Origin of the sequence: Wocania ichthyoenteri Th78 (assembly GCF_000789235.1) — a bacterium.
Taxonomy (GTDB): Bacteria; Bacteroidota; Bacteroidia; order Flavobacteriales; family Flavobacteriaceae; genus Wocania_A; species Wocania_A ichthyoenteri.
Genome location: NZ_KN525716.1, coordinates 1,055,256 through 1,071,796, shown reverse-complemented (window position 1 = coordinate 1,071,796; position 16,541 = coordinate 1,055,256). Strand labels below are relative to the sequence as shown.

The 16,541-nt window shown below is 30.7% G+C and carries 16 protein-coding genes; 9 read left to right on the top strand and 7 right to left on the bottom strand.

Translation table 11 applies throughout. The features are described 5' to 3' along the window. Nucleotides 1-9 precede the first annotated feature (9 nt). Nucleotides 10-378, top strand: a complete 369-nt coding sequence (locus RG22_RS04605; protein WP_034045744.1) for a nuclear transport factor 2 family protein — start codon at nt 10-12, stop codon at nt 376-378. Nucleotides 379-490: 112 nt separating this feature from the next. Here the strand turns inward: RG22_RS04605 and RG22_RS04600 are convergent, their stop codons facing one another. From RG22_RS04600 to RG22_RS04590, 3 genes are all read right to left on the bottom strand, one after another. After that, nucleotides 491-949 carry a hypothetical protein gene (locus RG22_RS04600; RefSeq protein WP_034041225.1) on the bottom strand — a complete coding sequence of 153 codons (459 nt, stop codon included), beginning with the start codon at nt 947-949 and terminating at the stop codon, nt 491-493. 232 nt (nt 950-1,181) lie between these two features. Further along, nucleotides 1,182-2,375 carry a hypothetical protein gene (locus RG22_RS04595; RefSeq protein ID WP_156113346.1) on the bottom strand — a complete coding sequence of 398 codons (1,194 nt, stop codon included), beginning with the start codon at nt 2,373-2,375 and terminating at the stop codon, nt 1,182-1,184. Between the two features lie 46 nt (nt 2,376-2,421). After that, the gene (locus tag RG22_RS04590) at nt 2,422-3,906 is read right to left on the bottom strand and encodes a hypothetical protein (RefSeq protein WP_244462115.1); all 1,485 of its coding nucleotides are present in this window, start codon (nt 3,904-3,906) and stop codon (nt 2,422-2,424) included. Nucleotides 3,907-4,081: 175 nt separating this feature from the next. Here RG22_RS04590 and yiaA point away from each other — a divergent pair, with 175 nt between their 5' ends. From yiaA to RG22_RS04555, 6 genes are all read left to right on the top strand, one after another. Further along, nucleotides 4,082-4,564: an inner membrane protein YiaA gene (gene yiaA, locus RG22_RS04585; protein WP_034041219.1), complete on the top strand. Its 483-nt coding sequence runs from the start codon at nt 4,082-4,084 to the stop codon at nt 4,562-4,564. Nucleotides 4,565-5,032: 468 nt separating this feature from the next. Further along, a complete protein-coding gene (locus tag RG22_RS04575) occupies nt 5,033-6,313 on the top strand; it encodes a DUF2157 domain-containing protein (RefSeq protein WP_034041217.1) in 1,281 nt (426 codons plus the stop codon). After that, nucleotides 6,313-6,963, top strand: a complete 651-nt coding sequence (locus RG22_RS04570) for a TIGR02117 family protein (protein ID WP_034041216.1) — start codon at nt 6,313-6,315, stop codon at nt 6,961-6,963. The genes RG22_RS04575 and RG22_RS04570 overlap by 1 nt, the downstream gene beginning before the upstream one ends. 1 nt (nt 6,964) lies before the next feature. After that, entirely contained in the window at nt 6,965-7,543 is a 579-nt protein-coding gene (locus RG22_RS04565) for a GDYXXLXY domain-containing protein (RefSeq protein WP_156113345.1), read from the top strand. 36 nt (nt 7,544-7,579) lie between these two features. Continuing rightward, the gene (locus RG22_RS04560; RefSeq protein WP_034041214.1) at nt 7,580-8,458 is read left to right on the top strand and encodes an alpha/beta hydrolase; all 879 of its coding nucleotides are present in this window, start codon (nt 7,580-7,582) and stop codon (nt 8,456-8,458) included. Further along, nucleotides 8,418-9,242, top strand: a complete 825-nt coding sequence (locus RG22_RS04555) for an alpha/beta hydrolase (RefSeq protein WP_034041212.1) — start codon at nt 8,418-8,420, stop codon at nt 9,240-9,242. The genes RG22_RS04560 and RG22_RS04555 overlap by 41 nt, the downstream gene beginning before the upstream one ends. A 1-nt stretch (nt 9,243) precedes the next feature. Here the strand turns inward: RG22_RS04555 and RG22_RS04550 are convergent, their stop codons facing one another. Together RG22_RS04550 and lysS are read right to left on the bottom strand one after the other, a co-directional pair. Then, the gene (locus RG22_RS04550; protein ID WP_034041210.1) at nt 9,244-11,298 is read right to left on the bottom strand and encodes a response regulator; all 2,055 of its coding nucleotides are present in this window, start codon (nt 11,296-11,298) and stop codon (nt 9,244-9,246) included. Nucleotides 11,299-11,511: 213 nt separating this feature from the next. Then, the gene (lysS, locus tag RG22_RS04545) at nt 11,512-13,209 is read right to left on the bottom strand and encodes a lysine--tRNA ligase (protein WP_034041208.1); all 1,698 of its coding nucleotides are present in this window, start codon (nt 13,207-13,209) and stop codon (nt 11,512-11,514) included. A 281-nt stretch (nt 13,210-13,490) separates the two neighbouring features. Here lysS and RG22_RS17580 point away from each other — a divergent pair, with 281 nt between their 5' ends. Continuing rightward, nucleotides 13,491-13,649 (top strand): YqaE/Pmp3 family membrane protein, encoded by a 159-nt coding sequence (locus RG22_RS17580; protein WP_081997675.1) that lies wholly within the window; start codon nt 13,491-13,493, stop codon nt 13,647-13,649. Nucleotides 13,650-13,744: 95 nt separating this feature from the next. After that, complete coding sequence (gene lipB / locus RG22_RS04540) at nt 13,745-14,443, top strand: lipoyl(octanoyl) transferase LipB (RefSeq protein WP_034041206.1); 699 nt, start codon at nt 13,745-13,747, stop codon at nt 14,441-14,443. Nucleotides 14,444-14,446: 3 nt separating this feature from the next. On the opposite strand, the gene RG22_RS04535 is transcribed toward lipB, so the two are convergent. Together RG22_RS04535 and RG22_RS04530 are read right to left on the bottom strand one after the other, a co-directional pair. Further along, entirely contained in the window at nt 14,447-14,845 is a 399-nt protein-coding gene (locus RG22_RS04535; protein WP_156113344.1) for a hypothetical protein, read from the bottom strand. 91 nt (nt 14,846-14,936) lie between these two features. After that, complete coding sequence (locus RG22_RS04530; protein WP_034041202.1) at nt 14,937-16,376, bottom strand: sulfatase; 1,440 nt, start codon at nt 16,374-16,376, stop codon at nt 14,937-14,939. Between the last annotated feature and the right edge of the window lie 165 nt (nt 16,377-16,541).

The following is a 16,541-nucleotide window of genomic DNA, read 5'->3' as shown; positions in this document are numbered from 1 at the left end:
TTAATGGTTATGTATAAAGAGAATATAAAAGAAATTGAAAATTTGATTACTGATTACTTCATGGGAATTTTTAATGGAGATATAGTAAAACTTGAAGCCTGTTTTAACGAGAATGTAAATATTTATGGGGATATAAAAGGAGTTGAATATTTGAAAAGCATAAAAGAATATTTAGATGGAGTCCAGAATAGACAAAGTCCAAAAGATTTGGGCGAATCTTTCCAAATGAAAATAATTGGAATAGATATTATGGGTAAAATTGCCGTTGCTAAATTGCATGTTCCCATGCTAGGGTATAATTATTATGATTATTTATCATTAGCTAAAATTAATAATGATTGGAAAATTGTAAATAAACTATTCACACATGAAAAATGAATATATAGTTTCTAACATGTATAAATAGCATATAAAACAAAACGCATTTCTGAATTCAGAAATGCGTTTTTTCATTAACAAACTATAATCAAATAATCAACCAAAAAATCATTTATTGTCTTTTCTTACCGTTTCCTTTTTTACGGTTTTTAGATTTATTCATCCTATTCGCTTGCGCTTTTTCCCATTTAGCATATTGCTCCTCATTCAAAATATCTCTCATTTTTGCTTTCATTGCTATTTGATGGTCTAGCTTTGTGTTCACCATTGCTAAGCGTTGTTCTTTTGATGGTTTTTCGGTATTACCACTTTCTTTTTTGGCTTTTCGTGCTTCCATCATTGCTTTTCTTTTAGTGGCATTTTCTAAATTTAGCTTCTGGATTTTTGCTTGCTGCGATTCGTTTAAATCTAAATGTAAGGTCATTTTTTTTGTTTGCAATGTTGCCATTTCTTCTGCAGAAAGGTTCATCATTTTTTGACCTCTTTCTTGATTGTTAGGGCGTTCTTTTTTTTGTTGTGCAGTAGCTTGTAATGCTAAAAAAGCCACTGCAATTATTACTAATTTTTTCATTATGTTATGTTTTAAGTTATTTGTTGTTAGGACTTTGGTAAAACAAAAAGGTTTAATTGCACCTTGATATTTAACGAGATGTTAACATGTTAGATAGCACTTAGTCTAAGCAAAGGCTTTGGCGGATAGACCCGCGTTAAGGATTGAGGCATTTGTTGAAGCTCACCGACGTAGGAGGGAGCGACTGCCGAAGGCCTGACCCTAAGGGAACGCCCAAAGAATATTAAGTCTGTTATTTAAAAATAGGAATACTTAAACTAAGACCTGTTTGAAAATCTGGGGCATTATTTACTAAAAAATCTTCTTTAAGATATATAGCTAGTTTGTAGTTTGGGCGACCGTAGGTGTAAATAAAAGACCAATTAGAGAGTGCTTTGTATTGCGTTGTAATACCATGTTGCCAACCACCATTTATTTCTTGCCATTTACCTAAAAGTTTATAATAACTGGTTTCTTTACGTTTGCTATAACGCGATTGTATTTGATAGTTTACTCCAAAAGCATGGTAACTTCTTTTTTTTGTATATTTGGTGAATTCTATATCGGTTTCAATGGTTGCTAAAAATTTGTTGTTTCCTAAATCGATAACATCCCCTAGGTTTATTATGTTTTTACGGAGTAAATTCATGCCAACGCCAAAATTAAATTGGTTGTTGTTTTTTAATGTGATTTTTTTAATTCCGCTAGCAGAAATACCAAAATCTATTGACGGGTTGAATTTAGAGGTGTTAATTCCTAAATGATTTCCGAAACTTATAAAGATGTTTTTGGTATTGTTAATTTTTAATGAAGGATAGTAATAATGGTTGAATTCAATGCCACTTAAAAAGAAATCGTTGTTGTTTAGCTCTAGTGTGCTTCCATTTCTATCGGTGTATTTAAAATTTACTTGATTTAATCCGTAATAACGTCTTCCGTATGGGTCTTCACCGCCAGAAATGTTACTATGAAACCATTCGATTGTTTCATCACCTGTAAAAAAAGAAAAAGGGTGTTTGCCTTTTGTGATTAAATACGAGCGTAGTGAAATGCCTAATTCGTGACGTTTTGCTAAAGGGATGTTTATATTAAATCTAAATTCTTTAATAACAGCATCAATAACAATATTTATATAATTTGCTGGAGTGGTTTCTTGATCTACAAACGTGAAGTTACGATTGTGCCAAATCACCTTGCTTAATGCTTTCTGCACTTCTGGGTCTTTTGGTAAATAGGCTTCAACAAACGGATGGAAATTATTACCACTATTATGATTTATGCTAAAGGTTGTGTTCTTTGGAGGTTTTATTTTAAAGCTTTGGTGAATTCGAGAACTAAATATTCCGAAATGATGTGTTGTTAAAATATTAGGATTGTCAATGCCATTTTTTATAGATAAGCTGTCTGTTTGTTGGGCAGCTAAAAGAGAGAAACTGAAACAAAGCATTAAAGAAAGCCATATTTTGGTCATGCAATAAAAATATGAAAGTTTATTAAACTAGTGTTACAGTTTTAATTAAATTTAAAGTGGTTGTGTAAAGCGGTTTGTTTTCCATTTTACTTTTTAACCACGCATAAAAACTCATTACAAAAATATCTTCTCTAGTTTTATCAATCCACATAAAAGCACTTTCAACCTTATTTTTAAAAGCCTCAGAGGTAACTCTCTCTGGCGTTTTATAACAATCTTCAACTAAAGTTAAATAAGTTAGTGCACGCTGTTGGTTGATGCTTTTCAAATATTTGGAATGGTTTCTTTTAAAACTTAATAATCTCGACTCTACTAAATCAATATTTTTAAGTTCAATTTGAAGTAGTATGTCTATTAAGTGTTTTTTAATTACCCATTCTTTCCCAGCTTTTTCGGTGTACCATTTATCGGTATGATAAAATTTTGAAAATAAATTTGAAGCTTTTTTTAAATCATTCTTTTGAAAATAAAACATGACTAAACTTAAACGAATATCTAATAAAGTTTCGATATCAGCGTGTTTTATGGTAGCTAGTGGAGTTAATAAATCTATAGCATCGTTTTGCTTATTCGTAAAATTTAAATTAAGGCTTAAAAGCAAGTTGTATTTAAGTTTAAAATTGTTGTAATGCTTTTTTTGTTTCTCATTCATGTACTTATGCATTAATTTTAAGTACTGTAATGACGCACTAAATTTTTTATTTCGGAAAAGGGTATTAGCAATAAAATAGAGAATTTGGATGTGATAAAACATTTGTTTGTCAATGTTTTTATGCTTTAATATAGATTTATAGGTATTAATTAAAAACGGCTCAATTTTTAAATAATCGTTAGTTGCAAATGCCGAAAAACTAGTAATGGCTACTAATTGGTAGAGCGATTTAAACGACATAGATTCGTTAATATTAATATGATGTTCCTTTAGGGTGTTGTTTAAAATGGTTTGAAAATCTACAACATCTCCTTTGTAAGTCATATTATTTAGCGTTTGCCTAATTTTTGCGTAAACAATATTAAGCTGGTCTTCGAGTTGATGCTTTTTTTGATTGCTTTTAAATTTTGAAATAAGTTGATTTATGTCTATTGATGGATGTGCATAAGCATATTGAATTTTTGTATGATAAATCTCATTTAGTAAGGGAAACAAATGATGCTCTGTAGCTAATGTTTCGGCTTTATCTAAAATTTTATATGCCACTTTGTATTGTTTGTTTTGCAAGCAAGTACGCGCTGCCAATATGTATTTAATAATTTGCATATCAACAGCTTTTTCTTCTTGTAAACTTGTATTAGCAATAAAATCGATTATAGATTGATATAAACGTTTTCTTAAAGCATGATATGCGCCTTTACTTTGGTTTCCGTAGAGTTTATAACACAGTTCGTTCGAGTTTAAATCGTCTTGTAACAAATACTTAAATAATTGAACATTTTTAGTATCGTTACGTTTGTTCTTTTTTTCTAGATAATTTATAAAATGTTGTTGGTCTTCACTAGAAAATGTCAAAATTATTGTGTTTAAGTTATTCATTTAATCGTCATAAAATATTTAAAAATATTAATAAATTATAGTTATTTAAAGATATAATACAAATTAAATATCGTCAGTTTTATGTAAAAATTGTGTTTGGTTGTTTTAAAAGGTTTTGCAGTTTTGCTTTGTAATCATTAAAACAAAAATTATGAATTATGAAACAACGGTGTCTTTAGATGATAAGTCTAAAAAACCAGAAATTAAAAAAGAAGTTAAAATTTTCGATCAAAAACCTACTGCGGCATTCATTGGGGCTTCTTGGACAGCCCTTTTAATAGGAATGACATCTTATTGTATAGGTTTATGGAATTCTGATATGTTACTAAACGAAAAAGGATATTATTTTACTATTCTTCTTTTTGGATTGTTTTCTGTTATCTCAGTGCAAAAGGCTGTAAGAGATAAATTAGAAGATATTCCGGTTACCGAAATTTATTATAGTATTAGTTGGTTTACAACGGTTACCTCAATTGTACTCTTGGTTATCGGGCTTTGGAATGCCGATTTATTACTGAGTGAAAAAGGGTTTTACGGCATGTCTTTTCTGTTGAGTTTGTTCTCAGCTATTGCAGTGCAAAAAAACACCAGAGATGTACAATATATCGATAGGTCTATTGATGACGATAAATAGTAATTACCACAAAAATCAAAACAAAAATACAAAGGGTTGTTTTGATGATGGTTAGTTAACCCTAAACCTCGTGGTTTTTGGCTGCGAGGTTTTAAAATCTTTTCAAATGAAACCGAAAATCACAAAAGACTTAGTTGAATTCTATAAAAAACGCTTAATTCCTAGAGGGAAAATTCTTTTTAGTGCAAGTGTAATAATGTCACTATTTCTGGTTTTAATTTATCTAAACTCGACGGTTTTTAAAATGAATTTTGTGCTAATAGGAGTTTTTCAAGAATTATTTACAATTCCAAGTATTTTAGTCCAGCCAATAATATTGTTTTTATCTTTAAGAATATTTATTAGAATAAAATTTGAAGTAAAATCATATGCGTTTTTTGCTTTAATAATATATTTAATCACAATGACACTAACTTTGGGAAGTTTAATTACAACTAAATTGCCATCTGTTTTTTTAAATAAATAATTATGAGTTCAAAAATTCAAAACGATATAAAAGAGCTTGTTGAAAAGCAAGTTATTTCAACTGAAGTTGCAACAAATATCGAAAACTATTATAAGTCTAAAAAAGTAGATTCGCCAAATCGATTATTTACTGTTTTTGCAGTATTGGGCTCTACACTTGTTGGTCTTGGTATTATTTTAATACTGGCACATAATTGGGATGATTTTTCCAGATTGATAAAAACCATTTTTGCTTTTGCACCATTAGTTATAGGGCAATTATTTGTAGGTTATTCTATTTTAAAACAGAAATCGGTAACTTGGAAAGAGGCTTCTGGAGTATTCTTGTTTTTTGCGGTAGGTTCTAGTATGGCTTTAGTGAGTCAGATTTACAATATTCCTGGAGATTTTAGCAGCTACATGCTAACTTGGATTTTACTTTGTGCGCCGCTTATTTATCATTTAAAATCTAATGCGCTAGCTATTTTACATATTGTTTATGCAACAAATTATGCTTGTGCATATGGGTATTTTGATGGCAACCAAACACCTTGGATGTATTTGTTGCTATTAGTAATACTATTACCTTATTATTTCAATTTATTAAAATTTAAAAAAGCGCATAATATCACTTCAATTTTTAATTGGCTTTTACCTTTAAGTGGTGTTATAGTATTAGGATCTTTTGTTGCAAAAAGTGCAGAGTTTGGGTTTTTAATGTATGTTATTCTATTTGGATTGTTATATAATATAGGGAAGTTACCTTTTTTCGATAATCAGAAATTAAGAAAAAATGGATATTTAGTTTTAGGGTCTTTAGGAACTATTTATATGCTAATGCTTACTAGTTTTGAATGGTTGTGGGAAGATATTTTAAGACATGATATTGTATTTAATTCTCAAGAATTTTATATATCAATAGTGCTTTTTCTAATAGCATTAAGTGTTTTAATCTATTCACACACAAAAAAATGGATTAAAAAATTCAATCTTTTTCAATGGGTGTTTATCATTTTTACAGTTATCTTTTTTATTGGAATATCTGGTAGTTTCGTTTCAATAGTATTAATTAATTTGTTGATTCTAGCTTTAGGAATTATAGCGATAAAAATTGGAGCAGATAAATTTCATTTTGGCATTTTAAATTATGGATTACTAATAATAACCACGCTTATAATATGTCGCTTTTTTGATACAAACATGAGTTTTGTAATTAGAGGTTTGCTGTTTGTAAGTGTTGGTTTAGGTTTCTTTTTTACCAATTATATGATGTTGAAAAGGCAAAAGAAAAGTAAGACTGAATAATGAAGTATTTAAAAAAAATATTAAAACTTATTTTAGGAGTTTTGGCTCTCCCTGCAATTTATCTTTTAGTTTCTCTATTGTTAACGGCTATTACTATTAATAAAAATGAAGCAGGTTTATATACTGAAAAAGAGATATTCCTTAGTACAAATGGTATTCATTTGGATATTATAATACCGGTTTCGGAAGTTGATAATGAATTAATTAATGGACTTAAAATGAAAGATGAAAAATATTTGTCCTTTGGTTGGGGAGACGAAAATTTTTATTTAAACACGCCAACATGGAGCGATTTAACTTTTAAAAATGCCTTCAGCGCTATGTTTTTAAAGGGTAATACATTGATTCATCTAACAAGATATTCAGAAAAGAACCCTAAATGGACTGTGATTAACATAAATGAAGAGCAATTATCGAAGCTTAATAAGTATATTTTAAATGCTTTCAAGTTTGACGAAAATGGCAATAAAATAATCTTGAAAAACAAAGGCTATAATTTAAATGACGATTTTTATAAAGCTAAAGGAAGTTATTCTATTATAAAAACGTGTAACTCTTGGGCAAATTCTGCGCTTAAAACTAGTGGTTTAAAAAGCTGTTACTGGACGCCTTTTGATTTCGGAATTATTAATAAATACAAAAAACAATAACATGAAAACAATTCACATATTTATACTATTTGTAGTTGTAGCAGCAGCACAATTATTCGTTCCAGCTCAAATGATTTTTAATAGAGAAAGTATTATAAATACAGGAACAGCATATAAATTTAAAACTCAGCCTGTAGACCCCAGTGATCCTTACAGAGGTAAATACATCAACTTGAATTACGAGATAAGTTCTTTTGTAACTAACGATTCACTTTGGGAGAGACAAGATAAAGTTTACGTGTATTTAGATACCGATAGTTTAGGTTTTGCAAAAGTGAACCAAGTAAGTAAATCGCCTTTAAATTTGAATAAAGATTTTATTGTTGGAGAAGTATGGTGGTACAATAAAAATGAGCAAAAACTAAACTTCAATCTACCATTTAATCGGTATTATATGGAAGAAACCAAAGCTTATGATGCCGAAGTTGCAGTTAGAAATAACAGACGCGATTCTACTACCAATACAACCTACGCTTTAGTATATATTAAAGATGGCGAAGCAGTTTTAAATGATGTGGTTATAAACGATATTTCAATTAAAGACTATGTTGAGAAAGACATTGAAAAGGCAATAGATTGATTTATTGTATATTAGTAATCTAACGTATTTTTTAATATGCCATATTGGTTACATACGCTTATAATTGTATTGATAGTTTACATTGCAATAAGTATTGCTTTGTACTATTTGCAAGATTATATGTTGTTTAAGCCAGAAAAATTACCAAATGATTTTCAGTTTAATTATGAAAATCAAGATTTTGAAGAGCATAATCTTGAAACCAGAGATGGTGCCGTTATAAACGGTATTCTTTTTAAACCCAAAGGGGAATCAAAAGGCATTGTTTTATATCTAAAAGGAAACTCGAAAAGCATAAAAGGTTGGGGTAAATTTGCAGTTGATTTTACACGACACAATTATAATGTGCTTATGGTAGATTACCGAGGTTTTGGAAAAAGCACGGGCAGACGTTCGCAAAAAGCCATTAAGCGCGATTTACAGAAAGTGTATAATAAAATAAAAGAGCATACAACCGAAGATAGGATTATACTTTATGGTCGCTCTTTAGGTTCAGGTTTTGCGGCAAAATTAGCCTCAATGAATAACCCCAAAATGCTCATTTTAGATGCGCCATATTATAGTTTAACTAAAGTTACGGCGCGTTATGCACCTTTTATGCCGTTAAGTATTTTAATAAAATATCCATTACCAACTTATAAATGGTTAAAATATGTACAATGCCCAATCCACATTATTCATGGAACCAATGATAATTTAATTCCGTATAAAACCAGTGTAAAATTATCGCAAGTCAACCCTAAACTTACTAAGCTACATTCAGTAATTGGTGGCGGTCATAAAGATTTAAATAACTTTGAATCTTACCATAAAATGATTCACGATATACTTAACCAAAAACCACACGACATCGATTTATCAACTACAAGTATTCATGTTAAACACACTTCAAAACCCATTAAAACAAAAGCTTAAAAAAGGCGTTTTATTTCTTTTAAGCATCTACATTATGGTTGGCTCTTTATTATATTTTTTGCAAGAAAAAATGCTTTTTTTTCCAACGGTTTTAGAGCAAGATTACGTGTTTAAATTTTCGAAACCTTTCGAAGAATTATTTTTAAAAACAGATGATAAAGCAGTAATTAATGCTATTCATTTTAAAACGGAAAACCCTAAAGGGGTTATACTATATTTTCATGGAAATGCAGGCGATTTATCACGTTGGGGTTTTATAGCTGAATATTTTGTTGAAAAACAATACGATGTGCTTATAATGGATTACAGAACCTATGGAAAAAGTACAGGTAAGTTAAGTGAAGATGTACTTTATAATGATGCTCAATATTGCTATGATTATTTAAAAGAACGATATAAAGAAAATGAAATTACACTTTACGGAAGATCTTTAGGTTCAGGAATTGCTGCGTATTTAGCATCAAAAAACAAACCAAGTCAACTTATTTTAGAAACACCGTATTATAGTATTACAGATGTGTCGCAATCGAGATTTCCTATGTTTCCTGTTGAAAAACTTTTAAAGTATAAGCTACCATCGTTTCAATATATTCAGCAAGTAAAATGCCCAATTACAATGTTTCATGGAACAGACGATGTGGTGGTTCCTTATAAATCTGCTAAAAAACTTTTTGAAGTATCACCAAAAGACTTAGTTACTTTTATAACTATTGAAGGAGGTAATCATGGAAATTTGATTGATTTTGAAGCTTACTTCATTACCATAAATAAAATACTTCCCTAAATTATTTATTGCTAAAATGAAAATGTAAGAGTTTATAAATATGTTCTTTTTTAAAGGGTTTAGAGAGGTAATTATTCATACCATTTTCTAAAGCTCTATCTATTGCCTCAGTCGTAACATTTGCAGAAAGTCCAAAAATTATAATATCAGTATTAATTTTTCTAATCTCTTCGGTAGCTTCCCATCCATCCATTTCTGGCATATGAATATCCATAAAAATGAGTTGGTATGATTTCGTTTTAAATTTTTCTAAAGCAATTTTTCCGTTTTTTGCCGAATCTGGATTTATGCCTACATCTTCAAGGAATTTTTTAAGAACAATAATATTAAGATTATTATCATCAACAATTAAAACATTTAAATCAGAAAAAACAACACTTTTTTTATTACTTATATTTAATTTTTGGCTTTGCTTTTTTGCAATTGGAAATATTGCATCAAATTGAAAATTAGTGCCTACATTAGGAATACTTTTAACAGTAATTTTACCACCCATCATATTAATGAAAATTTTACTAATGGCTAATCCAAGACCACTACCTTCAAACTGTTTTTTTATGCTATTTTCAACTTGAGTAAATCTTTCAAAAATTGTATTTATTCTATCTTTAGGGATGCCAATTCCAGTATCTTGAATTGAAATGTTTATTCTTAGTTGGTTTTTCTTTACTATTGTTTCGTTATATTCTAACGTCACTCCACCCGAGTTAGTAAATTTTAATCCGTTTTTAATAACATTATTAACTACTTGCATTAATTTACTTTCATCACCAATAACCATCATATTATGAGTGTTTTTGAAATTGGCTTTCAAGAACAAGTTCTTTTTTAAAAAAAGGAACTGATTAACTTCTATTAAATCGCTTATTTTTTCTGATGGATTAAAGCGTACTTCTGTTAATGCTATTTGTCCTGATTCAATTTTTTCAAAATCTAAAATGTCATTAACAATGCCCAATAAATTGTTAGAAGACTTCCCCATTAAGTCTAGATATTCTTTATCAACTTTATTTAGTTTACTACTTTTTAAAAGCTCAATGAACCCCAATATTGCATGTAGTGGTGTGCGTATTTCGTGGCTCATATTAGATAAAAACTCTGATTTAGCTAATGATGCTTTTTCGGCTCTTAATCGTGATTTGTTCAATTTTTTATTTGTTTTTGAAAGCTTGAAGTTTGACTCAAGGGCCAGTTTTGTACTTTCTCTAGCTTTTAAATAAAAGTAAATTAGTAAACTCATTAAGACGCAAAAAATTAATCCAATTAATAAGGTGAAATTTATAATAGTTTTTCCTTGAGATAAAAGTAATTCGTTACTTGCAGAAATTTTTAATAACCATTTTTGATTGTCCAATGCATCAACTAAAATACTACTTTCATGAACAAAATCGTGCTCAGTTTTAAGATCATTGCTTATATTTAATTGATAAAAAAGAGTTTTTTTATCATCCCAAAGCTTTATTGAATATTGGTCTTCTAAGCTGGCTGTTAGTTTGTTAAAGTTTTCTTTAAAGTCCATCCCAGCAGTGATAGTGCCTTGAAAGCGGTTTTGGAAATAAACTGGAACGTCTACTAAAAAAGCGTTGCCACCTTGCGTTAAGTTTGCCCATTGAGTTATATTTGTTGAACCATCTTTACTATGTTTTATCCATTCATCTCTTCGGTATTCAATCTTAGAAATGTCTAAATTAATCGCACTTTCATTGCCAAATAAAGGGTTGATTTTTCTTATCACCATAGTACTATCAATCCATTCTAGAAATTTAAAAGATTGATTTTGTTGTAATAACATATTGGCATCTTTTCCCCAATACTCTAGATAGGCTCCATTTGTAAATTCAATTCTGTTTTTAAGGTTTTGAAGATGAGCGATATCTGCTTTTATAATGTTTTTAAACTCTTTGGAAATAAGATTTCCTGTTTGAAGAACATTTTCTTTAATTAATTGATTGTTGTTGTTTTGAGCCTTATTCCAAATAGTAAAAACTATTAAAACAGTAATTATAAATGAAGCTAAAGGAAACAACAGAATTTTTTTGTTGAGTTTTTTAAACATTATAATGCAATATTAGTTTGGGGCTAATGTGAGAGCCGTTTTAACCCAATTTTAATTAACTATGAAAATACAATTATAAGATTTATTGTATATAGATGCTATTTTAGTAATAATACTATCAATATAGCTTAATATTTTCAATTTAAGTTTAGTTCTTTAAATAGTTTTGTTTTAAGGATTGTAGGTATTGGATTTAATACTTGAGGTTGAAGTTTATTTGTTAAACAAATTTACAAACAAACCTTCATCTGTCTTTTCAACTTTAGCCAATTTGTTTTTAGTCAATTCCTTAATGGTTTTGTCCCATTTTTTATTTGATAAGCCAGATTGAACTTTCAAATCATTTAATTCTAATTTTTCAGCTTTCTTTAAAATATCTAAAACAGCTTTTCCTTCATCACTTAATGCCACTTGTTTTTTCTCTGGTCTCATTTGAGGGAAGAACAACACTTCTTGTATCGACTGGTTATTAGTTAAAAACATAATTAATCTATCCATGCCAATACCCATACCCGATGTTGGAGGCATACCATATTCTAAAGCACGTAAAAAATCGTGATCTATAAACTCTGTAGCCTCGTCATCTCCTTTTGCAGCTAGTTTTAATTGATGTTCAAAACGTTCGCGTTGGTCTATGGGGTCGTTTAATTCAGAATAAGCATTGGCAATTTCTTTACCACAAACCATCAATTCAAAACGTTCTGTTAACTCTGGATTATCTCGATGCTCTTTACACAGCGGACTCATCTCTTTCGGATAGTCTGTAATGTATGTTGGTTGTATATAGTTGCCTTCACATTTTTCGCCAAAAATTTCATCAATAAGTTTGCCTTTACCCATGGTGTTATCAACTTCTACACCTAAATCTTTGGCAGCTTGTCTAATTTCATCTTCGCTTTTACCAGTAATATCAAATCCTGTAAAATGCTTTATAGAATCGGCCATAGTTACTCTGGCGTAAGGTGCTTTAAAATCTATTTCGTGTTCACCAAAAGTTGCTTTTGTTGTGCCGTTAACAGCAATGGCACAATGTTCTAATAAGCGCTCACAAAAATCCATCATCCAGTTGTAATCTTTATAAGCAACATAAATTTCCATGGCTGTAAACTCAGGATTATGAGTTCTGTCCATACCCTCGTTTCTAAAGTTTTTAGAAAACTCGTAAACACCATCAAAACCACCAACAATTAATCGTTTTAAATACAATTCGTTGGCAATACGCATGTATAATGGGACATCCAAAGCATTGTGATGTGTAATAAACGGGCGCGCTGCAGCACCGCCAGGAATGGGTTGCAACACAGGTGTTTCAACCTCAAAATAACCAGCGTCGTTAAAAAAGTTACGCATAGCATTAAATAATTTTGTGCGCTTAACAAACACATTTTTTACATGTGGATTCACCACTAAATCTGCGTAACGTTGTCTATAACGTTGCTCAGGGTCGGTAAACGCATCATATATTTTTCCATCTTTTTCTTTCGGTAATGGCAAAGGTTTTAAAGCTTTACTTAAAAGTGTAAAGTCTTTTACACGAACCGATTTTTCACCAACTTTCGTTGTAAACAATTCGCCATCAATTCCAATAAAATCTCCAAAATCTAATAGCTTTTTAAAGACATCATTGTATTTGGTTTTGTCATCGCCAGTACAAATTTCGTCACGATTAAAATATACTTGTACTTTACCTTCAGCATCTTGTAACTGCGCAAAACTTGCTTTTCCTTGTACTTTTATTAGCATTAATCTTCCAGCTATAGTTACTTTTTTACCTTCTTCAAACTGTTCTTTTACCTGTTTAGAGGTATGGTTTACTGGGTATAAATCCGCTGGATACGGATTAATGCCTAATTCGCGTAGTTTTATTAACTTTTCTCTTCGTACAAGTTCTTGCTCTGATAATTGCGACATATTATAAATGCTGAGTGTAAATTTTAAAGGCACAAAGATAATCAATTGATTTACGATTTGCGATTATTGATTTACGAATTTTTTGGGCGTTACCACAACCCTTTGGCTGCGCTCAAGGCAAGTGGTCGGGCTATGCGTTACAATCTTTTTGTGAGGCACGAGCAAAAAGGATTTTCACTACTATCCCCAACGCAGAAAGCTTGCACTGAGCACAGTCGAAGTGTAACAAAAAATATACTTTTACGTCAAATAAGTAAATCATCAATTAAATAAATCAAATCATGAGTTTCTGGAGAGTTTTACTGTCTATTATTTGTCCACCTTTAGCTGTTTTAGATAAAGGTTGTGGTTCTATTTTAATCACTTTTTTATTATGGCTTTGTGGCTGGGTCCCAGGCGTTATTGCAGCACTGGTTATAATTAATAATCCAAAAAATTAGCTTTCAGTCTATAGTATTCAGTTTGCATTTGGATTTCTACTTCTGTCATGGGACTTCTGTCATTTTTTATATAAATTATTGTAATTTTGCAGTCTATGAACAAGACAATAGAACTGCAAGATTTAGGTCTTAAAGATTATAAACAAACTTGGGATTACCAAGAACAACTGTTTAAGCATATTGTAGATACTAAAATTAAAAATAGGCGAGAAGCTGCTGGTTTAAAAACTAATAACTATTTTTTGTTTGTAGAGCATCCGCATGTTTATACTTTAGGTAAAAGTGGTGATTTTTCAAACCTACTTTTAAACGAAGAACAACTTACTCAAAAAGGAGCAACCTTTTATAAAATAAATCGTGGTGGCGATATTACCTATCACGGGCCGGGGCAAGTAGTGGGCTACCCTATTTTAGATTTGGAAAACTTTTTTACCGACATCCATAAATACCTACGATTTTTAGAAGAAATGATAATTTTAACGCTTGCGGAATACGACTTAAAAGCCGAAAGAAGCCCAGGAGAAACAGGCGTATGGTTAGATGTTGGCACGCCGTTTGCCCGTAAAATTTGTGCTATGGGCGTGCGAGCAAGCCGTTGGGTAACGATGCATGGCTTTGCGCTAAATGTAAATGCTAATTTGGGGTATTTCGATAATATTATTCCCTGCGGTATTCGCGGAAAAGCAGTAACCTCATTAAACGTAGAACTTGGTGTAAAAGAAGTGTCTATGGAAGAGGTAAAAGAAAAATTATTAAAGCATTTTACAACGCTTTTTGAGACAGAGTTTAATTAAATTTTAATCGCATAAAAAAATATCTGAATCTTTACAAATAAAGTTTTCAGAACTCCAAATCACTGTATCACTATTTAAAATACTAAAATTAATAAACTCTTCTTTACACCCAAGTATGTTAATCCGTTCACCGTCGCAATTATAAACAGGAAGGATTGAGTTGCATGAAGCACAACAATTACCAACTATAAATACAGTTTTTCCTTCATATATAGCTTGAGAAATATAAAACTCATCACTTTGACTTGATTGTTCTATGTCTGCAATTATTTCTTTTAACCAAGCTAAATCTTCAATTGGGTTTGTAACGTTACAAGTGTTAATTAAGTTATCATCATCAGTTTTACAGGATAAAATAACAAAGGATAAAAGGATTAAAAATATGATATTCTGTCTCATCATTTTTTATGATTTATTACCTTATAGATGCAAGATATGTCTATTAGTTGCGTTAAATTCGATAGAATAAATTATTTAAGTAGAATCTAAGATATTAGTCAATTGAATACTCAATACCTAAATCATTAGTTCTAACGGCTTTTAATTTTTGAGCTAGTTTCTTTTTAAATCGCTTAACAATTTTAAAATAATTAGGTTTTAGAGCTAAATTGGTAAATTGTTTTGGGTCGTTTTCCATATCAAAAAGTTCAATGCCAGCTGAGGCATCTTCGTTATATTGAATATAAGCCCATTTATCATGTCGTAATAAAAAACTTTTTCCACCTTGCGATACACTAAAAGCCATATTTCGAACTTTCTTTTTAGGATTATCAATGGTTTTTACTAAGCTTTTTCCTTGGATATATTTTGATGGTTTTAAACCTGCTAATTCTGAAATGGTTGGATACAAATCCAGTAATTCGACAAAAGAATGACAGACAGTGGCTTTTTTACCAGGGACTTTAATAATTAATGGCACACGAACAGATTCTTCATGTAAACTTACTTTCATCCAGAAATTATGTTCGCCTAAATGAAAGCCGTGGTCCGAAGTAAAAATAACAATGGTATTGTCTTCCAATTCTTCTTCTTTAAGTGTTTTAAGTACTTTTCCAACTTGTGCGTCCATATATGCTACCGACGCATAATATGCAGCTACTGCCTTTTTTTCTTGCTCTAAAGTCATTTTAGCATTAACGCTCGTTACGTAGTTTATACCTCGTTTTGGTATGTCGTCCCAATCGTCATCCACTTTTTTAGGTAGTGTTATGTTGTTAAAGGGATACGGTTCAAAATAAGATTTCGGAGCCACAAAAGGCACATGTGGTCGTACAAAACCAACCGCTAAAAAGAAGGGTTTACTTTTATGTTTTCTAATAAGTTCGGACGCTTTTTTTGCAGTTTTCCCATCCGAATGGACTAAATCGTCGCCATCTGCTTTTACAATGGTCATCACGTTTCCACCTTTTCTTTCAATTTTTCCATCAGGGTTTCCTTGAACCAATTCTGCATTACCATTGGCTTTCCATTCAGGACCTTGACTGTTAAAACGTTCGGTCCACGAGGCTTCATCATCTTGTCCGTTCGAGCCTGTTTCAATATCAATAGGAACACCCATGTGGTAAATTTTACTCACTCGTGCGGTGTAATAGCCATTGTCTTTAAATAATTGCGACCATGTTTTTCTGTTAGTGCCTATGTTTTTTCTTCCGCTAACATAACCAAAAGTTGTGGTGGCATTAGGGTAGTATCCCGACATAAAAGAAGCTCGTGATGGCCCACAAACAGGATATTGTGTGTAGGCTTTGGTGTACCTAATACCTTCTGAAGCTAATTTATCGATGTTTGGAGTATGGCATGTTTTGTTTTCGTAAGATGAGACTGCCGTGGCTGTTAAATCGTCAGAAATGATAAACAATATATTTGGCTTTTTCTCTTGAGAATATAAACTAATACATATAAAGAGAAATAGTATATAATTAAATGGTCTCATGTTATATTACATATTATTTGGAACTAGTTTTTTGAAGTGTTCGTTTAAAATATTTTAAACGAAGTTATCATTTTTTTTTCTGACAAAGTCAAACGCTAGGAAAAACAAAAAACCACTCTGTTTTCACAAAGTGGTTTTTATTTATAATAGGATGCTGAAAATGAA